Origin of the sequence: Skermania piniformis (genome assembly GCF_019285775.1) — a bacterium.
Classification (GTDB): Bacteria; Actinomycetota; Actinomycetes; order Mycobacteriales; family Mycobacteriaceae; genus Skermania; species Skermania pinensis.
In genome coordinates this window covers 3,596,381-3,615,449 of the sequence record NZ_CP079105.1, presented here as the reverse complement: position 1 = coordinate 3,615,449, position 19,069 = coordinate 3,596,381, and the positions used below count along the sequence as shown (strand labels likewise).

At 69.4% G+C, this 19,069-nt stretch carries 16 protein-coding genes and 1 pseudogene; 9 read left to right on the top strand and 8 right to left on the bottom strand.

Going from position 1 to position 19,069, the window contains the following annotated elements:
• Positions 1–12 precede the first annotated feature (12 nt).
• Genes KV203_RS16830 through KV203_RS16820 form a run of 3 tightly spaced genes read right to left on the bottom strand, consistent with a single transcriptional unit; the run spans position 13 to position 3,221 of the window.
• A complete protein-coding gene (locus tag KV203_RS16830; RefSeq protein WP_066474065.1) occupies positions 13–852 on the bottom strand; it encodes an SDR family oxidoreductase in 840 nt (279 codons plus the stop codon).
• A complete protein-coding gene (locus KV203_RS16825; protein ID WP_066474058.1) occupies positions 849–2,231 on the bottom strand; it encodes a wax ester/triacylglycerol synthase family O-acyltransferase in 1,383 nt (460 codons plus the stop codon). The genes KV203_RS16830 and KV203_RS16825 overlap by 4 nt, the downstream gene beginning before the upstream one ends.
• A gap of 27 nt (positions 2,232–2,258) precedes the next feature.
• Entirely contained in the window at positions 2,259–3,221 is a 963-nt protein-coding gene (locus KV203_RS16820) for a PDR/VanB family oxidoreductase (protein ID WP_066474055.1), read from the bottom strand.
• A 130-nt stretch (positions 3,222–3,351) separates the two neighbouring features.
• Between KV203_RS16820 and KV203_RS16815 the strand changes: the two genes are divergently transcribed.
• Together KV203_RS16815 and KV203_RS16810 are read left to right on the top strand one after the other, a co-directional pair.
• Positions 3,352–4,614, top strand: a complete 1,263-nt coding sequence (locus KV203_RS16815) for a cytochrome P450 (RefSeq protein ID WP_066474052.1) — start codon at positions 3,352–3,354, stop codon at positions 4,612–4,614.
• A 117-nt stretch (positions 4,615–4,731) separates the two neighbouring features.
• A complete protein-coding gene (locus KV203_RS16810) occupies positions 4,732–5,928 on the top strand; it encodes an NAD-dependent formate dehydrogenase (protein WP_066474050.1) in 1,197 nt (398 codons plus the stop codon).
• A gap of 29 nt (positions 5,929–5,957) precedes the next feature.
• Here the strand turns inward: KV203_RS16810 and KV203_RS16805 are convergent, their stop codons facing one another.
• From KV203_RS16805 to KV203_RS16795, 3 genes are all read right to left on the bottom strand, one after another.
• Positions 5,958–7,361: an aldehyde dehydrogenase family protein gene (locus tag KV203_RS16805; protein WP_066474047.1), complete on the bottom strand. Its 1,404-nt coding sequence runs from the start codon at positions 7,359–7,361 to the stop codon at positions 5,958–5,960.
• 8 nt (positions 7,362–7,369) lie between these two features.
• Positions 7,370–8,914, bottom strand: coding sequence for a long-chain-fatty-acid--CoA ligase (locus tag KV203_RS16800; RefSeq protein ID WP_066474046.1), 1,545 nt, complete (start codon positions 8,912–8,914; stop codon positions 7,370–7,372).
• 97 nt (positions 8,915–9,011) lie between these two features.
• Positions 9,012–9,566, bottom strand: coding sequence for a TetR/AcrR family transcriptional regulator (locus tag KV203_RS16795; protein ID WP_083530302.1), 555 nt, complete (start codon positions 9,564–9,566; stop codon positions 9,012–9,014).
• Positions 9,567–9,865: 299 nt separating this feature from the next.
• On the opposite strand from KV203_RS16795, the gene KV203_RS16790 reads away from it, so the two are divergent.
• From KV203_RS16790 to KV203_RS16770, 5 genes are all read left to right on the top strand, one after another.
• Complete coding sequence (locus tag KV203_RS16790; protein WP_066474041.1) at positions 9,866–10,756, top strand: aminodeoxychorismate lyase; 891 nt, start codon at positions 9,866–9,868, stop codon at positions 10,754–10,756.
• Positions 10,757–10,845: 89 nt separating this feature from the next.
• Positions 10,846–12,270, top strand: a complete 1,425-nt coding sequence (locus KV203_RS16785; protein WP_066474040.1) for a cytochrome ubiquinol oxidase subunit I — start codon at positions 10,846–10,848, stop codon at positions 12,268–12,270.
• The gene (gene cydB / locus KV203_RS16780) at positions 12,270–13,268 is read left to right on the top strand and encodes a cytochrome d ubiquinol oxidase subunit II (RefSeq protein WP_246600197.1); all 999 of its coding nucleotides are present in this window, start codon (positions 12,270–12,272) and stop codon (positions 13,266–13,268) included. The genes KV203_RS16785 and cydB overlap by 1 nt, the downstream gene beginning before the upstream one ends.
• On the top strand, positions 13,265–14,824 hold the full coding sequence (locus tag KV203_RS16775; protein WP_066474036.1) for an ABC transporter ATP-binding protein/permease: 1,560 nt from the start codon (positions 13,265–13,267) through the stop codon (positions 14,822–14,824). The genes cydB and KV203_RS16775 overlap by 4 nt, the downstream gene beginning before the upstream one ends.
• Positions 14,817–16,319: an ATP-binding cassette domain-containing protein gene (locus KV203_RS16770; RefSeq protein ID WP_066474033.1), complete on the top strand. Its 1,503-nt coding sequence runs from the start codon at positions 14,817–14,819 to the stop codon at positions 16,317–16,319. The genes KV203_RS16775 and KV203_RS16770 overlap by 8 nt, the downstream gene beginning before the upstream one ends.
• A 118-nt stretch (positions 16,320–16,437) precedes the next feature.
• On the opposite strand, the pseudogene KV203_RS20125 reads toward KV203_RS16770, so the two are convergent.
• Positions 16,438–16,482 (bottom strand): annotated as a pseudogene (locus KV203_RS20125) (hypothetical protein); the annotation flags it as partial.
• 37 nt (positions 16,483–16,519) lie between these two features.
• Positions 16,520–16,768 carry a hypothetical protein gene (locus KV203_RS16760; RefSeq protein WP_157079947.1) on the bottom strand — a complete coding sequence of 83 codons (249 nt, stop codon included), beginning with the start codon at positions 16,766–16,768 and terminating at the stop codon, positions 16,520–16,522.
• 216 nt (positions 16,769–16,984) lie between these two features.
• Between KV203_RS16760 and KV203_RS16755 the strand changes: the two genes are divergently transcribed.
• On the top strand, positions 16,985–17,350 hold the full coding sequence (locus KV203_RS16755) for a TfoX/Sxy family protein (protein ID WP_246600196.1): 366 nt from the start codon (positions 16,985–16,987) through the stop codon (positions 17,348–17,350).
• Between the two features lie 109 nt (positions 17,351–17,459).
• Positions 17,460–19,037, top strand: coding sequence for a fatty-acid--CoA ligase FadD1 (gene fadD1 / locus KV203_RS16750; protein ID WP_066474024.1), 1,578 nt, complete (start codon positions 17,460–17,462; stop codon positions 19,035–19,037).
• Positions 19,038–19,069: the final 32 nt, after the last annotated feature.

The window sequence follows — 19,069 nt, the reverse complement described above, 5'->3', positions numbered from 1 at the left end:
GGCGCCGCCGATTCAGCTCGGATCGCCGTCGATCCGGCGGTTGTACCCGGCGCGAGCCGACTGGTCGATGTCGAGGAACGAGTCGTAGGCACCGAGCTTGCGGCTGAGGAAGTCGCGCAGCGTGCGCCCGAGCAACGGCATGGTGCCGAGCATCGGCCCGATCAGCTTGGGGACGAACACGTCCGGCTGTGGATCGCGGACGGCGTCGACGATCGCGGCGGCGACGTCGTCGGGCTCGACGACCGGCATCAACCGGGTCGAGGTGGTGCCGGCGATCAGCTCGGTGTTGGTGAAATGTGGCATCACGCAGGTGAATTCGACGCCGGAACCGGCATACTCGACCCGGGCTGTCTCGGTCAGCGCGATCACCGCGGCCTTGGTACCGCAGTAGCTGAGCCCCCCGGGCACCGGAGTCTTGCCGGCGGTCGAGGCGACGTTCACGATGTGGCCCCGGCCGCGGGCGAGCATGTCGGGCAGCGCCAGGTGCATGCCGTTGAGGCAGCCGACGACGTTGACCTCCACCGCCTTGCGGTGGGTCTCGGGGGACAGGTCGAGGAAATGCCCGATCGGCATGATGCCGGCATTGTTGACCAGCACGTCGAGCGGCCCGTCCGCGGTCGCGGCCGCCAGGAACGCGGCGAACGAGGCGTGGTCGGCGACGTCCAGCGCGACGGCGACCACGTCGGGCCCGATCGAGGCGGCGGCCTCGGTGGCGACGTCGAGATCGAGGTCGCCGATGATCACGGTCGCACCCTGTCGGTGGAATGCTCGGGCGGTGGCGAGTCCGATGCCGCGGCCGGCGCCGGTGATGGCGACGCGAAGGCCGCTCGGTGAGGTGTTCGTGCTGGTCATGGCGTGCTCCGGGTGGTGGGGACGGTCGATGGGTCGGCGACCGGACCGCCGGCGAGGGCGTGCAGCAGGTCCAGCTCGGATCGGAAGTCGGTCATCAGGTCGTCGAGATCGGGAACCCGCCGCGGGTCGGTGGTCACCGAGAAGGTCATGTTGCCTTTGTAACTGAGTACGGCGACGGTGAGTGCGTGTTTTCGGGTCAACGGGGTGGCGCCGAGGATCAAGCTCAGTTGCCGGCCCAGGAAGTACACCGGAATCGGTGGCCCGGGCACGTTGGTGACGGTCAGATTGAAGATCCGGCTGCGCAGCTGCATCGCCCGGTTGATCGCCGCGGCGACCGGTTGAGGGGTATATCGGGTCAGGTCGGCCAGGGCAGCGGTGTCCTCGGCCTGTCGGCTCCGGGCGGCCGCGTCGACCGCGGCCAGGACCGCCTCGACCCGCCGATTCGGCTCCAGCTCACCGACCGGGAGCGCCGGATACGTCATCGCGATCCGGTTGCCGTGGGTGCCCCGCTCCGCATCGGCCCGGCGGTTGACCGGTACGAAGGCGTACAACTCGTCGACGAGTTCGTCGTGCCGCGACAGGTATCGCTGCAGTGCGCCGGTGACCGTGGCCAGCACGGCGTTGTTCACGGTGGTGCCGTGCGCGCGGCGGATGTCGTGGATCACCGAGAGCGGCACCGTCAGGTACTCGGTACGCCGGACCGCGCTCGACGGTCCGGAATTGAACCGGGTCACCGGTGCGCGGCCGGCCAGTCGGGCCGCGCGGGGGAGTCGGCGCAGCGCGTCGAGCGGGGTGCCGGCCGCGGACCGACGCGGACGCGCGGCGCGGCGTTTCCACAGCGCCGGAGCCGGCGTCGGCGTCCACGGTGCCGGTTCGGGATGTCGATAGTGCGGATCGGGTGAGCACAGCACGGCAAAGATGTCCATGATCGACAGCCCGTCGACCATGCAGTGATGCACCTTGAGCGCGAGGGCGAAGCCACCGCCGGCCAGGCCCTCGACCAGGGTCAGCTCCCACGGGGACCGTTGCAGATCCAGCGGCTGCGCGGTCAGGTCGTCGATCATGCCGGCGATCTCGGCGGGTCCGCCCGGGGCCGGCAACGCGACGTGATGCAGGTGGTAGTCGACGTCGAAATCGGCGTCGTCGACCCAGCTCGGCCGCCGCAGCGCGAGCGTGCCGGGCCGCACCCACTGCCGAAAGTGCGGGAGTAGCGGCAGGCTGCGGACGATGGCCTCGCGGAACTCGGCGAAGCCGGGCGGATCGGCATCGAAGATCAACATGCCGGCCAGCTGCATCCGGTTGGACCGGTCTTCGACGTGCAGAAACGCGGCGTCGATCGGGCTCAGCCGGTCGATCGGGATCGGTCGTTCGGTGGTCACGGTGACAACTCCTGGTGGTGTCGGTGGTCAGAGATCGAGGACGAGTCGGGCCGAGCGGCAGCGCGATACGCAGGGAATGAAGCAGTTGTCGGCGCGGTCCTCGGCGCTGAGCACGGCGTCGCGATGGTCGGGCTCGCCGTCGAGCAGCACGGTTTCGCAGGTGCCGCAGACTCCTTCGCTGCACGAGCGGAGGGCGAAGACGCCGTGCTCGGCGGCGACGTCGAGGATCGAGACCCCCGCCGGCACGGTTGCCGTGACCCCCGACTGCTCGAAGACCACCTCGAACGCGGTGTCGGCGCTGTGATCCTGCTCGACCGCGGCGAAGCGCTCGAGATGGAGGCTCCCGGCCGGCCAGCTACTGCATCGCTGCTCCACCGCTTGGAGCAGGGCTTCGGGTCCGCAGCTGTAGATCACGGTGTCCGGCAGCGGGGTGGCGAGGAGGGCGTCGAGATCGAGCCGGCCCGCGGTGTCTTCCGGCTGGAACCGGACTCGCGTGCCGTAGCTTTCCAGCTCGTCCAGGAACGCCATGGACTCGTGTCGGCGGCCGCCGTAGAGCAGCTGCCAGTCGGCACCCGCGGCCTCTGCTGCCCGGATCATCGGCAGGATCGGCGTGATGCCGATTCCGCCGGCGACGAATCGGTAGCCGGGTGCGGTGACCAGCGGGAAGTGATTGCGCGGTCCGCGGACGACGACGGCGGCGCCCTCGTCGAGCCAGTCGTGCGCGAAGGCGCTCCCACCGCGGCCGGCCGGCTCGCGCAGGATGCCGAGGCGGTAGTGGTGGCGGTCGGCGGGATCGCCACACAGCGAGTACTGCCGGATCAGGTCGTCGGCGAAAACCAGGTCGATGTGCGCTCCGGGCGCCCAGACCGGGAGCGGGGCAGCGGAGTACAGCAGCAGCTCGACTACTCCGTCCGCGATGGTCTTCTTCCGCTCCAGCACCAGGGTGTGGTCGCCGGTCGAGGTGGCCGTAGGGGCGCTCGGGCTGTGCATCGGATGCCTCCTGACATCGTTCGACTGTACCTAACATAATTTATGTTATTTCTGATCGCAAGCCCTTCTGCGGTGCCGCTCCGTGGGATAAGGTAAATCAGGTTATGAACCCGACGTCAGGAGTAATCCGATGACCACCGCAGCAGTGCAGCGCACCTACGATCCGATCGAACTGTCCAGCGAGGCGTTCTGGTCGAAGACTGCACGCGAGCGTGACGAGTCGTTCGCCACGCTGCGGCAGGACCGGCCGGTGTCCTGGCAGCCGCCCGCGTACGGCTCGTTGATGCCCGTCGACGACGACCCGGGCTACTGGGCCGTCGTCCGGCACGCGGACGTCGTTGCGGTGAGCAAGCAGAACGCGATCTTCTCGTCGGCGCCCGAACTGGGCGGCGTCATGTTCGAGAACGCACCGGCGGAGCTGTTGCGGGCGTCGCAGTCGATCCTCACCATGGACGAGCCGGAGCACGGGATCACCCGGCGCATCCTGTCGAAGGCGTTCAGCCCCCGGCAGGTTCGGCAGATCGAACAGCAGATCAATGCGCAGGCGACCGCGATCGTGGACGACTTCCTCGCCGAAGGTCCGCGGGATTTCGTCGAACAGGTCTCGATGCGGCTGCCGTTGTGGACGATCTCGGAGATGCTGGGCGTGCCGGCGGAGGATCGGGAGCAATTGGTCCGGGCCGTCGACGACATGGTCGGGTACAACGACCCGGAGTACATCGGCGACCGCAATCCGTTCATGTGCGTCTTCGAGGGCATGACGTCGCTGCACCAGATCGGCGAGCGGCTGATCACGGCGCGGCGGGCGGAGCCGGGCGAGGACCTGATGTCCGCGCTGGTGAACGCGGAGGTGGATGGGCAGCGGCTCACCGACGAGGAATTGAAGTCGTACTTCTGTCTGCTCGCGGTGGCCGGAAACGACACCACCCGCAACACCACGAGCCACGGTGCCAAGGCATTGTTCGACCACCCGGAGCAGAAGCAGGCGCTGATCGACGACTTCGACCGGCTGATCGGGCCCGCGGTCGAGGAGTTCCTCCGCTGGGGCACCCCGGTGATGACCTTCCGGCGCACCGCGAAGGAGGATGTGGTCCTGGGCGGCCAGCAGATCGCGGCGGGCGACAAGGTGGTGATGTTCTACTCCTCGGCGAACCGGGACGAGCAGGTGTTCGTCGACCCGTGGCGGTTCGACATCACCCGTAATCCCAATCCGCACGTGGCGTTCGGTGGCGGCGGGGTGCATTTCTGCCTCGGCAGCCACGTGGCTCGGATGCAGATGAAGGCGTTGTTCCGGGAATTGCTCACCCGCGCACCGGAGTTGCAGTTCGGCGAGCCGGAGTACGTCGCCGGGCACTTCATGCATGCGATCAAGCGGCTGCCCTGCACCGGGTGAGCGGGTAACCGGGGCCGATGTGGCTCGGGCCGATGTGCACTGGCCGATCGTGGCCGACGGTTACCGTGGAGTCGGTCCGCTCGGTCGGCGGGGAACTCGGTAGAGAGGTCGGAATCGATGGCGAAGATTCTGGTGGTCCTGTATCCGGATCCGGTGGACGGTTATCCACCGCGCTACGCGCGCAAGAGTATTCCGGTCATCACTCATTACCCCGACGGGCAGCAGGTACCGCAGCCCGACGCCGTCGATTTCACCCCGGGTGAGCTGTTGGGCAGTGTTTCCGGTGCGCTCGGCCTGCGGAAATGGCTCGACGGCCGCGGCGATCAGCTGGTGGTCACCAGCGACAAGGACGGGCCGGACTCCGAGTTCGAGCGCGAACTCCCGGACGCGGACGTCGTTATCTCGCAGCCGTTCTGGCCGGCCTATCTGGACGCGGAACGGATCGAGAAGGCCAAGAAGCTGAAGTTGGCGATCACCGCCGGAATCGGGTCCGACCACGTGGACCTCAACGCGGCGATCGCCCACGGCATCACCGTCGCCGAGGTGACGTACAGCAACTCGATCAGCGTTGCCGAACACACGGTGATGCTGATTCTCGACCTGGTACGGAACTTCGTTCCGGCGCACGAGTGGGTGACGGCCAAGCGCGGCTGGAACATCGCCGACAGCGTCTCCTGGTCCTACGACCTGGAGGGAATGGACGTCGGCATCTACGCGGCCGGCCGGATCGGCCAGGCGGTAGCGCGACGCCTGCGCCCCTTCGACGTCAACCTGTACTACACCGACAAGCGGCGGCTGAGCCCGGAGCAGGAGACCGAACTCGGACTGACCTGGGTGCCCGATGCGCCGTCGCTCGCCCGCCAGGTCGATGTACTTACCATCCATGCGCCGCTGACCAACGAGACGCAGCACCTGTTCGATGCGACCTTGATCGACACGATGCGGCCCGGTTCCTACATCGTGAATACGGCACGAGCCGAGATCATGGTGCGCGACGCGGTGGTCGCCGCGCTGGATTCGGGGCAGCTGGCGGGTTATGCCGGCGATGTGTGGTACCCGCAGCCGCCGGCACCGGATCATCCGTGGCGGACCATGCCGCACAACGCGATGACGCCGCACATCTCCGGTACGTCCCTGTCCGCGCAGGCGCGGTACGCGGCGGGCACCCGGGAGATTCTGGAGGATTTCCTCGAGGACCGGCCGATCCCCGACGTCTATCTGATCGTCGAAGGGGGAAAGCTGGCCGGTACCGGCAGCCAGTCCTACACCACCAGTGGGGGTGACGCGGGCAGCCCCGGCAGCACCGGGGCCTGACCTGCGGTAGTCGAGCGGCTCCGGTCGGTTCAGAAGACCCGGCGGAGCAGCCACTTCTTGATCGTGGTGTAGGGCGGGTACAGGATGTCCGGGTCGGGCCGGCTCGGTTTGCGTACCACGGACTTGCGGTGGCTGAACGTGTCGAATCCCCACTTGCCGTGGTACGTACCCATGCCGGAGTTGCCGACGCCGCCGAACGGTAGATCGGTCACCAGTACCTGGAACATCAGGTGGTTGATCACCGTGCCGCCGTTGGCAAGCCGGGTCAGCACCTGCTCCTGCTCGTCGCGCCGGTCGGAGAACAGGTACACCGCCAGCGGTTTGGGTCCGCGGCCGACGTGGTCGATCGCGTCGTCGAGCGAATCGACGACGAGCACCGGCAGGACCGGGCCGAAGATCTCCTCGCGCATCAGTGCGGAGTCCAGGTCGGGATCGAGCACCACGGTGAGCTCGGCCGATCGGTTGTCGATGTCCACCGCGCCGCCGCGGACGATCCGGCCGCCCGATCCGTCGATCAGGCCGGCGATCCGCCGGGCGTGCCGGCTGTGCACCAGCGGGAGCAGGCTCGGGCGGTCGGCGAGAAACGTATCCAGCGCTCGATTCAGCTCGGCGCAGAACTCGTCCGCGACCGTGCGGTCGACGAGGACGTAGTCCGGCGCGACACAGGTCTGGCCCGAGTTGAGCGTCTTCGTCCAGGCGACCCGGCGGGCGGCGGTCGTGACGTCGGCGTTCGCGGTCACCAGTACCGGGCTCTTGCCGCCGAGCTCGAGCGTCACCGGGGTCAGCTGCGCGGCCGCCCCGATCATCACGGCCTTGCCGATCTCCGGTCCGCCGGTGAAGAACGCGTGGTCCAGGCCCTGGGCCAGCAGGTCCTGGGTCTCCGCCGCAGCGCCTTCGACCACCGCGACCGCGTCCGGGTCGAGATACCGGGGCACCAGGTCGGCCAGAACGGCCGACACCGTCGGCGTCTGTTCGGACGGTTTCACGACTGCGCAGTTGCCGGCGGCCAGCGCGCCGACCAGCGGCGCGAGGGCCAGGAACACCGGGTAGTTCCAGGGGCCGATGATCAGGACGACGCCGAGCGGTTCGGGCTGATACCACGCGGTGGCCGGCATCGCCGACAGCGGTACCCGCACCCGCTTACGCCGCATCCAGCCGTCCAGGTGCTTTCGCGCGTGGCGGGCTTCGGCGGCGACCGGGGCCAGGTCGGCCAACCAGGCGTCGGTGGCCGGCCGGCCGAGATCGGTGGCCAGCGCGGCGGCGAAGTCCGCCTCGCGCTCGCGCAGCATCCGCTCCAGTGCGGATAGCTGATCCTGGCGCCACCGGGCGGATCGCGTTCGCCCGGTGGCGTAGGTGGCGCGGAGCCGGCGCACGGTGTCCGGGATCGCCTCGGTGGCCCGGGTGGCGGTTGCGGTGGTCGGGTGGTCGGTCATCACAGGTCCTATTCCGCGATCGTTTCGAGCTGGGCTTCCCGGAGCGCGCGCTTGAGCACCTTTCCGGCGCCCGAGATGGGCAGCGCGTCGGTGCAGCTCACCGAGCGCGGCACCTTGTAGCCGGCGATCAGCTCACGGGTGTGGGTCAGGAGAGCGTCGATGTCGACCTCGGTGTTCGGCGCGGGCACCACGACCGCGTGCACGCGTTCGCCCCACCGCTCGTCGGGCAGACCGATCACGGCGACCGCCGCGACGGCGGGATGTCGGGCGAGTGCGTTCTCCACTTCGCTGGAGTAGACGTTCTCCCCGCCCGTGATGATCATGTCCTTGATCCGGTCGACGATGTGCAGGTATCCGTCGGCGTCGAGATAGCCGGCGTCCCCGGTGTGCAGCCAGCCGTCCTGCAGGGTTGCGGCGGTCTGTTCCGGCTGCTCCCAGTAGCCCTGCATCACCTGCGGGCCGCGGACCAGGATCTCGCCGACCGTGCCGGCCGGTTGCCGGCGACCGCTCGGGTCGACGATCCGCAGCTCGGTGACCGGCCCGGCTCGGCCGGCCGATTCCCGGTGGGCCGGGTCGTCGTGCGCAGCCGCAGGCAGGATCGTGGCCAGCGCGGCGAGCTCGGTCATCCCGTAGGCCTGGACGAAATCGACGCCGGGGAGCCGGGTGCGGGCGCGATCCAGCAGGGCCGGCGAGATCGGCGATCCGCCGTAGACGACGGTGCGCAGGCTGTCCAGCTGCGCGTCCTGGATCGCGGGACTACTTACCAGCATCTGGATCATGGTCGGGACCAGCAGTGTGTCGGTGATCTGCTGCTCGTCGATCGTGGCGAGCACCTTGGCCGGATCGAAACCGGGAAAAGCGACGTTGGTGCCGCCGGCGATCGTGGTCATCAGCAGGAAGCCGAAATCGGCGAGGTGGAACATCGGTGCGACGTGCAGCGAGCGCGGCGTCTGCCCGTGGCCGAAGAAGCTACGGGAGGCCAGGCCGGCCAGCGCAGCGCTGATCAGGTTGGCGTGCGAGAGCATCACGCCCTTCGGCGAGCCGGTGGTACCGCCGGTGTAGAAGATTCCGGCCAGCTGATCGCCCGAGCGCCGGGCGTCGTCGATCGGGTCGGTGTCGGCGATCAACGCCTCGTAGGCGACGGCGAACTCGGGGGTGGGTCCGTCCCCGGCATGGATCACCGTGGTCAGGTCCGGGTAGAGCGCCTGGATCGCCGGTACCGCCGGGGCGAACAGGTCGTCGACGATCAACGTGCGGGTGCCGGAGTCGGCCAGCGAGTAGGCGATCTCGGCCGGGCTCCAGCGGATGTTGACCGGGTTCAGCACGGCATCCGCCCACGGGACGGCATGAATCGCTTCGACGTAGCGATCGGAATTCAGGGCGAGGATGCCGACCCGATCGCCGGCGGCGACGCCGGTGGCCCGCAGTCCGGCGGCCGATCGGGCGACCCGGTCCCGGACCTCGGCATAGGTCCGGGAGCGGCCGCCGTAGCTGGTCGCGGGTCGGTCGGGGGTGGTGGCTGCCCATCGATGCAGCGCCTGGGTGAGGTACATGAGAACTCCTTTCCGCTATTAAAAGATAACTTATATTATGTTCCTCCGCCAGAGGTTTGCCGCCGATCTTCGGGGGCGTCAAACCTTGTCGGAGCGGTCAGTCGATCAGTGCGGCGTGCCGGAGCAACGCTCGCTCGTACTCGTCGAGAACGCGATGCAGCTCGCCCCGGTCGACCGGGGACCGGATCGACTGCACGCCGACGAGCAGCCCGACGCCCATCACGGCCAGCAGGTCCGTCATCGCGGGGTCGGGCACGATGTCGGCGATCGCCCCGCGCAATGCGGCGAGCCGTTCCTGGTCGACCCGCTTCTGAAAGGTGGCGACGAGGGGGTCGGCATTGCTCCAGGCCCGAATGGCGGTCTCGGACTCGTGCGGCAGCTGGCTGGCGAGTTCTTTCAGGACCGAGATTCGGGCACTCGGTGTTGCGGCTCGGTTCGACAGCTCGTCGATCCGAACCGTCTGCTCTTTCTCCCAATAGTCGAGCAATTGTGGGGTGAACTCGGCCCAGTTGCCGAAGTAGTTGTAGAACGATCCGGTCGTGACGCCCAGCATCTTGCAGAGCGCGGACATCTTGAGCGCGCGGTGGCCGTCCGTGGCGAGGATCCGCAAGGCCGCTTCGAAATAGTCTGCACGAGTCACGGTTTGACGCACGGGTTCTCCTTCGGCGATCCGGCATGACATAAAGAATCTTATGTTGCGATCGTCGATGTGGCCAGCCGGCCGGGTCGGCGAACCGATTCCGCCGGTCGAGCGAACCGTGGGCCGGCGACCCGATGGGCGGCACGTCGACCGGGCGGCGGTAATGCCGGAAAATAGCCGCACCGGACCCGTTTTTCGGGGGTGGATCGGTGTCGGGGGCTGGGACAGGCAGGTAATGCGAGGTGCAAGTGTGTGTGCTGACATGCAGTTACCTGCGCTGGATATCGACCCCGGTCGCTTACGCTCGCAGCATGCTAGATCGGGTTCTTGTGACGTTGGACGGCAAGGTGCACGATGCGGAACGCCCGTTCCTCTATGCCGATGATCTTGCTGCGCTCCGCGGCGACGGCGTGTTCGAAACGGTGTTGGTGCGGGCCGGGCGGGCCTGCGCCATCGAATTGCATCTGGGTCGGCTCAAGTTTTCCGCCGAGGCGATCGAATTGCCCGGTCCGGATCTCGGTGTCTGGCGATCGGCGGTCGAGCGCGCCGCGGCCGAGTGGGGTGCCGAGCAGGAAGGGATGATGCGGCTGGTGCTCAGCCGTGGTCGGGAGTCGGGCGGTCCGCAGACCGGCTATGTGCTGGTGGGCCCGGTCACCGACCGGGTGGTCGCCGCTCGTCGGGACGGCATCTCGGCGATGACGTTGACCCGCGGGCACTCGATCGAGCTGGGCCAATCCGCGCCCTGGCAGTTGCTCGGGGCCAAGACGTTGTCCTACGCGACGAACATGGCGGCACAGCGGTTCGCCGAGCGATGCGGCGCCGACGACGTGATCTTCATCAGCAGCGAGGGTCGGGTACTCGAGGGGCCGACGGCAACCGTGGTGATGGTGAAGGGCAAGCGGATGGTCACCCCGCCGCCGAAGTTCGGCATCTTGTCCGGAACCACGCAGCGGGCCTTGTTCGAGGTCGCCGGCATGTCCGGCTACGACTGTGCCTATGCGCCGTTGTTCCCGGCCGATCTGATCACTGCGGACGGGCTGTGGCTGGTCTCCAGCGTGCGCTTGGCGGCCCGGGTGCACACCTTGGACGGGCTCACCCTGCCGGTGGTCGCCGACGGTGCCGAGTTTGCCGCGTTGGTGGATCGCGCGGTCGTCGAGGTGGGTCGCTCGCGCAACGAGGTGCCGCCGGAATCGGTCGCCTGACCGGCGAGCCGGCCCGACCTGCAACCACTACGGTTCGTAGTAGTATCTACTACGAACCGTAGTAAACGAGGGGTCGAGGTGATGCAGGGATGAGCGTGCTGGACATCTCGCGGTGGCAGTTCGGCATCACCACCGTCTACCACTTCCTGTTCGTCCCGCTGACCATCGGTCTGGCCCCGCTGGTCGCCGGGATGCAGACCGTCTATACGGTCACCGGCGCCGCGCACTGGGACCGGATGGCCCGGTTCTTCGGCACCCTCTTCTTGGTCAATTTCGCGCTCGGCGTCGCCACCGGGATCGTGCAGGAATTCCAGTTCGGGATGAACTGGAGCGAGTACGCCCGATTCGTCGGCGACGTCTTCGGCGCACCGCTCGCGCTGGAGGGCCTGGTCGCCTTCTTTCTCGAATCGACTTTTCTCGGACTGTGGATCTTCGGCCGCGATCGGCTACCCAAGTGGATCCACCTCGCCACGATCTGGCTGGTCGCAGTCGGGGTGAGTGCCTCCGCGTACTTCATCATCGCGGCCAACTCGTTCATGCAACATCCGGTCGGCGCCCGGTACAACCCGGAGACCGGCCGCGCCGAGCTGACCGACCTCGGTGCGCTGCTCGGCAACAACACCGCGCTCGCCGCGTTCCCGCACGCCGTGGCCGGTGCGTGGCTCACCGCGGGGGTCTTCGTCGCGGGGGTTGCCGGCTGGTGGCTGGTCCGCTCCGGCGACCCGGTCTGGCGCCCGGTCGTGCGGCTGGGCGCGGTCGTGATCGTCGCCGCCGGAATCGGTGTCGTCCTGACCGGCGACACCCAGGGCAAGCTGATGTTCCAGCAGCAGCCGATGAAGATGGCCTCGGCCGAATCGCTGTGCCACGGCGGCGTGGACCCGGAGTTCTCGGTGCTCACGGTGGGTACGCACAACAACTGCGACAGCGTGACCCACCTGATAGAGCTCCCCGGCGTGCTGCCCTGGCTGGCCGAGGGCAAGCTGTCCGGCGTCGAGCTGGCCGGGGTGGTCGATCTGCAGCAGGAGTACGAGCAGAAGTTCGGGGCAGGCGACTATCGGCCCAACCTCTTCGTCACCTACTGGTCGTTCCGAGTGATGATCGGTCTGTCCGCCGGTGCCGGTGCACTGGCGTTGGCCGGGCTGTGGCTGACCCGTCGGGGCCGGCTTCCCCGGCAACGCTGGTTCGCGCTGCTCTGTCTGCTCGCGTTGCCGACGCCGTTCCTGGCCAACAGTGCCGGCTGGGTGTTCACCGAGATGGGCCGTCAGCCCTGGGTGGTCGCGCCCAATCCGACCGGCGATCCGCTGCTGCGGTTGACCGTCGCCCAGGCCGTGTCCGACCACAGCGCCGGCATCGTGCTCACCTCGTTGATCGCGTTCACGGTGGTCTACGCGGTCCTCGGGATCGTCTGGCTCTACCTGCAGCGACGCTTCATCCGGGCCGGTCTGCCGGATCCCGCGGTCGCTCCACCCGACCCGGTCGCCGAGCGGCTCTCGTTCGCAGACAAGGACGCATGATGGCCGACGTCTGGTTCGTCGCGGTGGCGGTGCTGTTCACCGGCTACCTGATCCTGGAGGGTTTCGACTTCGGCGTCGGCATGCTGCTGCCGGTACTCGGCCGGCGCGGTCGCGCCGACACCGACGAGCGCCGGGCTGCGATCATGGCGACCATCGGCCCGGTCTGGGACGGCAACGAGGTGTGGCTGATCACCGCCGTCGGGGCGATGTTCGCCGCCTTCCCGGCCTGGTACGCGGGCCTGTTCTCCGGCATGTACCTGCCGATTCTGCTGGTGCTGCTCGCGCTGATCGTGCGGGTGTGCGCGCTCGAATACCGGAGCAAGGTCGATGCGCCGCGCTGGCGGGCGCGATGTGACCTGGTGATCGAAATCTCCTCGTGGACAACGGCATTCGGTTGGGGACTGGTGCTGGCCAACCTGTTGCGCGGCGTCGCGGTGGGCGCCGACGGCCGGGTAGCCGATCGGTTTGGTGCACTGTTCGGCGGCTACGCGCTGCTCGGCGGGGCGACGTTCGTGGCGCTGTTCGCGCTGCACGGCGCGACCTTCCTGGCCCTGAAGACCGCCGATTCGGTGCGTGCCGACGCGGTGCGGCTGGTCCGCCGGCTGACGCTGCCGGTCGGTGCGATCGTCGTGGCGTTCGTCGGCTGGACCCAGCTGGAGTTCGGCCGGGCGGTCACCTGGCCGCTCGCCGTCGGCAGTGTGCTCGCAGTCGGGCTTGCCGGGATTGCCGCGCGGCGGGGTCGGGACGGTTGGGCGTTCGCCGCCACCACGGTGGCCGTAGCGGGCCTCGCCGCGCTGATGTTCACCGCGCTCTGGCCGAACGTGCTGCCGTCGACCCTCGGCGGGCAATACGACCTGAGCGTTGCCGACGCCGCCTCCTCGCCCTACACGCTGCGGGTGCTCGGCTGGCTCGCCGCGATCGGCGCGCCGGTGGTGGTGCTGTACCAGGGCTGGACCTATTACGTCTTCCGCCGGCGGATCTCGGCCGGACCGAGATGAAGCCGGTCGATCCGCGGCTGCTCCGGGACTCCGCCGCGGTTCGGGTGCACCTGGGGTACAGCACGCTGCTCGCGGTGCTCGACGCAGTAGCGATCGTGATCGTGGCGACCACGGCGGCGGCGGCCGTGTCGGCGATCGTGGCGCGGACCGCACCCGAGGGCGCCGACCTGGTCGCGTTGGTGGTGGCGCTCGGGCTGCGGGTCGGGCTGACCCTGGCCGGCAACCGGCAGGGCGACCGTGCCGCGGATACGGTGATCGACCAGCTGGAAAACCGGGTGCTACAGCACGTCGTCACGCTGGCCCCACGCGAGCTGGAGCGCACCCGGACGCGGGCGACGGTGCTCGTCACGACCGGGCTGCGGGCGCTGCGTCCCTATCTGTCCGGCTATCTGCCGGCCTTGCTGGCGGCGGTGCTGGTGCCGCCGGTCGTGCTCGTCGGCATCGCCCGTGCCGACCTGATGTCGGCGGCCATCGTGCTGGTGACCCTGCCGCTGATCCCGGTGTTCATGGTGCTGATCGGGCTGCTCACCCGCGGCCGGGCGGCCGCCACGCTGGACCGGATGACCCGACTGTCCGGCCGCACCCTGGACCTGGTCGCCGGCCTGCCCACGTTGCGGGCGCTGAACCGCGCGGGTGGGCCCGCCGCCCGGATCGCCGAACTCGGTGCCGCCTACCGGCAGACCGCGCTCGGCGGCTTACGGATCGCGTTCCTGTCCGCGCTGGTGCTGGAGCTGGTGGCGACGCTGTCGGTCGCGCTGGTCGCGGTCGGGATCGGCATGCGCCTGGTGTTCGGCGAGGTCGGGCTGCAGGCGGCACTGGTCGCACTGATCCTGGCACCCGAGGCGTACCGGCCGCTCCGCACGCTGGGCGAGCGATACCACGCCGCCGAGGACGGGCTCGCCGCCCTGGACTCGGCCTATGCGCTGCTCGCGGTGCCCGCCGGTGCGGCGTCCGGGACCGGTCGGCCGGAGGTGCCGCTGGGTGTCCTGCAGTGGCAGGACGTGGCGGTGGCCGGTCGGTCCGGTATGGCGCCGGCCGGGCTCACGGCGCTCGCCCGGCCGGGCCGGGTCACCGTGCTCACCGGCGGCAACGGTGCCGGCAAGTCCACCGCGTTCGACGTCGCCCTCGGCCTGCTCGCGCCGGACCGCGGCCGGGTGCTGGTCGACGGCGTCCCGCTGCCGGAACTGGACCTGGACTGGTGGTGGTCGCGGGTGGCCTGGTTACCGCAGCGGCCGACCGTGCTGCCGGCCGCCGCCGGGACCGCGATCGACCTGCTCGACCGGACCGAGCTCTCGCTCGGCGAGCGGCAGCGGCTCGCGCTCGACCGGGTGCTCGCCGCGGACGCGCCGGTGCTGCTGCTCGACGAACCGACCGCGCATCTGGACGACGAGCGGGAGGCGGCGGTCCTCGCCGCGCTGCGCGAGCGGGCCCGGGCCGGCGCGACGGTGGTGTTGATCGGACATCGCCCGGCCGTGCTGGCGGCGGCCGACGAGGTGATCGCCGTAGTTCCTGGTGATGCCGTAGTCCCTGGTGTCGGGATGGTCATTGATGGTTGAGTCGCTCCGGTCCGCGCTCGAACTGCTGCGTGCTCGCCCGGGCCGCGCGCTGCTGGTGCTGGTGCTCGGGGTAGGCGCGCAGCTGAGTGCGCTCGGCCTGGCCGCGGTCGCTGCCTGGCTGATCGCGCGGGCGTGGCAGATGCCGCCGGTGCTGGAGCTGACCGTCGCGGTCGTCGCGGTACGGGCGCTCGGGTTGGCCCGCGGTGGGCTGCGATACGCCGAACGATTGGTATCGCACGACCTGGCGTTGCGTGGGGCGACCGACCTACGGGTAGATCGGTACCGGCGCCTCGCCGCGGCCGATCCCGGTTCGGTCGTCGCCCTCGACCGCGGCGAGCTGGTGCTTCGGTTCGGTCGCGACATCGACGAGCTGACTGCGCTGGTGGTGCGGGCCGCCGTACCGATCGTGGTCGCCGCGATCACGTCCCTCGCGGCGGTCGCGCTGCTGGCGGCGATCTCGCTACCGGCTGCGGCGGCGTTGCTGGCCGGCTTGGTCCTGTCCGGGGCGCTCGGCCCGATCGCCGGCGCGCGCGCGAGTCGCGCCGCCGAACAGGCCGCAGCGGTCGATCGGGCAACCGCGGCCGGCCGGGCCGCGCTGGCGCTCGACCATGCGGCCGAGTTGCGGGTCGGTGGCCGGCTGACCGAGGTGGTGGCCCAGGCAGCCGGGGCCCGGGAGCGGGCCGGCCGGCGACAGCAGCGGGCCCGGGCGCGCTCGGCCTATGCCGCCGCGGTGGTGCCGGCGGCGCAAGGGGCGGTGATCCTGACGGTGCTGTGGATCGGGTACGCGATGACCACGGTGCCGCTGACCGAGGTGCGGCCCACTGCGCTCGTCGTGCTGATGCTGTTTCCGCTGGCCGCGTTCGAGGCGGTCGGTCAGCTACCGGCAGCTGCGCAGGCGCTGGTCGCGATCCGGGCGCCGGCGCCGTTGCTCCCGGTGAGCGGCCGGCGCCCGGTGGAGTTGCCGGAGGTGTCGGTCGGCTGCCGGGTGGCGATCGTCGGGCCCAGCGGCAGCGGCAAGACCACGCTGCTGCTCGGGCTGGCCGAGCAGCAGCCCGGCGCCACCTTCTTCGCCGAGGACGCGCACGTATTCGAAACCTCGGTGCTGGAGAACCTGCGGGTCGGGCGCGGCGACGTCACCCCGGCCGAGGCGGTCCGGGCCCTGACCGCCGTCGGGCTCGGCGGCTGGGTCGCCGAGCTGCCGGACGGGCTGGATACCGATCTGATCGGCGGTGCCGCCGCCCTGTCCGGGGGGCAGCGACGCCGACTGCTGTTGGCCCGCGCACTGCTCGCCCCGGCGCAGATCCTGCTGCTGGACGAGCCGACCGAGCACCTGGACGCCGAGCAGGGCGCGGACCTTGTGCGCGCCTTACTGGATCGGGAAAGCGGGCTGGTGGCGGCCGAGCGGGGCGTGGTGCTGGTGACCCACCAGCTCCCGCCGGATCACCGGGCCGATCGGGTCCTCCGCATGGATATGAGTACAAGCATTCACTTGTGATTGCGTCGTCCGGATCGACGGTCTGGCCGCGGTGCGCTCCTACCTGGACGATGTCCGGCCGCAGCCGGCGGCGTGTGACCTGTGCCAGGTCTTCCGGGATGCGCCACGGCAGCGCGTTGCGAAAACCGATTGTGGTGTTCCGGGCTTGCGCCCAGATCAGCACCACCTCAGACAACACCAGGAGGTCAGGGCCGCTGCGCTTAAGGTTGGGTGTCCCGGACGCGGATCACTTCACACACCCGTAACGCTTCCCGCTCGCTCACCTGCTGCACGTCCCCGTTCATCATCTTTGCGGCGAGACACTGCGGATCCCGCTGCGCGTAGAGCAGCGGAAACCACTCCGAGGTGGCGCCCGAGAACCTCTCCGCCGGCGCGAGCCCCTCGTCCGGCGCTGCCGCGTCGACCCGATACACGGCGTAGTCGTCATCGGCGAAATACTTGTAACTCATGCCTATCACCCCATCACTTACAGTGCATCATGGCGCGCTTTGCCGGTTCAGGGGAGGTCGGGCGGCATCGGGACGTTGGCCGGGATGTAGGCGCGCAGTTCCTCCTTAGCGGGGCGCGGCGTATCAGCTCGTCGCATGATGTTGTATAGCGCGTGGTTGCGTTCGAATGCGGCCAGCTTCCATCCCGATGTCCGCTTCTCCCGGACGAACAGAGGAGTGGCATATGACCACGACCGCACCGGCGGCATGAGCTCCGCCACGGTGGACCTCGTCCCGCGGATCCGGGCGATCCTCGCCGACGGCCTCCCGTTCCGGGAGGCCCGGATGTTCGGCGGCACCGCGTTCATGGTGCGCGAGAAGATGATCGTGCACGCCCGGCGCAGCGGCGATCTGCTGGTCCGGGTACCCGACGATCGCGACGCCGAGCTGCTCACCCGGCCTGGAGCATACCGGCCGGAGATGGGTGCGGGCCGATCGATGGGCACCGGCTGGATCGGCGTCGCCGAGAGCGCGATCGCCGGCGACGCGGATCTGGCCGAGTGGATCGATATCGCCTTGGCGCACAACGCTTTACATGGATGAACTACCGCCGGACGGCCGTTCGCAGGCGGCGGTGCCGCGTGATAAAAGCCCTGGTGGAGAGTTCGTCCAATCTGTTCTCAGCCCGGCGAACACGTTCTAGATTTGAGTCATGGCCGACACGGTGACCGCTCTGCTCGAAGCTCGCAGCGACGACGACGGCGTCGCGATTCTCTGGCAGGACCGCTCCTGGACCTGGCGTGAGCACGTCGCGGAGGCACGCCGGTGGGCGGCGGCGCTGCTCTCGGTGGCCGACCCGGCGCGGCCGGTGCACGTCGGCACCCTGCTCGGCAACACGCCGGACATGCTCACCGCCCTGGCGGCCGGCGCGCTCGGCGGATACGTCACCGTCGGCCTGAACGACACCCGCCGCGGCGCCGCGCTGACCGCCGACATCGCGCGCGCGGATGTCCAGCTGCTGCTGGTCGATGCCGAGCATCGGCCGCTGCTGGACGGGCTGGAGCTCCCCGGTGTCCGGGTCTTCGACACCACTTCGGCCGAATGGGCCGACCTGGTCGCCGGCGCAGGCGCGCTGACCCCGCTGCGCGTGCCCACCGCAATGGACCCGTTCATGCTCATCTTCACCTCGGGCACCAGCGGTAATCCGAAACCGGTTCGGCTACCGCACCTGATGTTGCCGTTCGCCGGTCCGCCGTTGATCGATCGGTTCGGCCTGGGCGCCGACGACGTGTGCTATCTCTCGATGCCGCTGTTCCACTCGGCGGCGATCCTCGGTGGGTACAGCGTGGCGATCGGCGCCGGCGCAGCGATCGCACCGGCCAAGTTCTCCGCCACCGGATTCCTCGCCGATATCCGCCGGTACGGTGCGACCTACATGAATTACGTCGGCAAACCTCTGGCGTACCTGCTGGCCACCCCGGAACGCCCCGACGACGCCGACAACCCGCTACGGGTGGCGTTCGGGAACGAGGCCAGCGACCGCGACATCGACGAGTTCGGCCGGCGGTTCGACTGCACCGTGTGGGACGGCTACGGCTCGACCGAACTGGCGGTGATCATCACCCGCGAACCCGGCACCCCGCCCGGCTCGATCGGCAAGGGCTTTCCCGGTGTGGCGGTGTACCGCTCGGCGACCGGGACCGAGTGTGCCGCAGCCGAGTTCGACGAGCATGGTGCGCTGACCAACGCCGACGAGGCGATCGGCGAGATCGTCAACACCGGCGGCGGTGGCCTGTTCGCCGGCTACTACAACGACGACGCGGCGACCGCCGAGCGAATGCGCGGGCAGATGTACTGGTCCGGCGATCTCGGCTACCGGGACCGGGACGGCTGGATCTATCTGGCCGGGCGGACCGCGGACTGGATGCGGGTGGACGGGGAAAACCTCGCCGCCGGGCCGATCGAACGGATCCTGACCCGGCTGCCCGGGCTCAGCCGGGTCGCGGTGTACGGCGTACCGGACGGGCAGGTCGGCGACGCGGTGATGGCCGCGCTGGTGCTGCGCGCCGACGCCGAGCTGACCCCGGCTGCATTCGCCGAGTTCCTCGGTGCGCAGGCAGACCTTTCGCCGAAGGCGTGGCCCCGCTACGTCCGGATCGCCGCCGACCTGCCGAGCACCGCGACGAACAAGATCCTCAAACGGGAGCTGAAGCTGGCCGGGGCGACCGCGGGTGACGGCGTGCTGTGGGTGCGCCGGCGCGACGGCGACTACCTGCCCAGCGCGCAGTAAGCGCTACGGCCGGGGACACCACGTCCCGGTCG

Bases quoted from the DNA above. Each gene is read 5' to 3' on its own strand.
- KV203_RS16800 (WP_066474046.1), bottom strand. From the start codon at position 8,914: ATGTACCTCACCCAGGCGCTGCATCGATGGGCAGCCACCACCCCCGAC.
- KV203_RS16760 (WP_157079947.1), bottom strand. From the start codon at position 16,768: ATGAGTTACAAGTATTTCGCCGATGACGACTACGCCGTGTATCGGGTC.
- KV203_RS16815 (WP_066474052.1), top strand. From the start codon at position 3,352: ATGACCACCGCAGCAGTGCAGCGCACCTACGATCCGATCGAACTGTCC.
- fadD1 (WP_066474024.1), top strand. From the start codon at position 17,460: ATGGCCGACACGGTGACCGCTCTGCTCGAAGCTCGCAGCGACGACGAC.
- KV203_RS16770 (WP_066474033.1), top strand. From the start codon at position 14,817: ATGGTTGAGTCGCTCCGGTCCGCGCTCGAACTGCTGCGTGCTCGCCCG.
- KV203_RS16830 (WP_066474065.1), bottom strand. From the start codon at position 852: ATGACCAGCACGAACACCTCACCGAGCGGCCTTCGCGTCGCCATCACC.
- KV203_RS16790 (WP_066474041.1), top strand. From the start codon at position 9,866: ATGCTAGATCGGGTTCTTGTGACGTTGGACGGCAAGGTGCACGATGCG.
- cydB (WP_246600197.1), top strand. From the start codon at position 12,270: ATGGCCGACGTCTGGTTCGTCGCGGTGGCGGTGCTGTTCACCGGCTAC.
- KV203_RS16805 (WP_066474047.1), bottom strand. From the start codon at position 7,361: ATGACCGACCACCCGACCACCGCAACCGCCACCCGGGCCACCGAGGCG.
- KV203_RS16775 (WP_066474036.1), top strand. From the start codon at position 13,265: ATGAAGCCGGTCGATCCGCGGCTGCTCCGGGACTCCGCCGCGGTTCGG.
- KV203_RS16785 (WP_066474040.1), top strand. From the start codon at position 10,846: ATGAGCGTGCTGGACATCTCGCGGTGGCAGTTCGGCATCACCACCGTC.
- KV203_RS16820 (WP_066474055.1), bottom strand. From the start codon at position 3,221: ATGCACAGCCCGAGCGCCCCTACGGCCACCTCGACCGGCGACCACACC.
- KV203_RS16810 (WP_066474050.1), top strand. From the start codon at position 4,732: ATGGCGAAGATTCTGGTGGTCCTGTATCCGGATCCGGTGGACGGTTAT.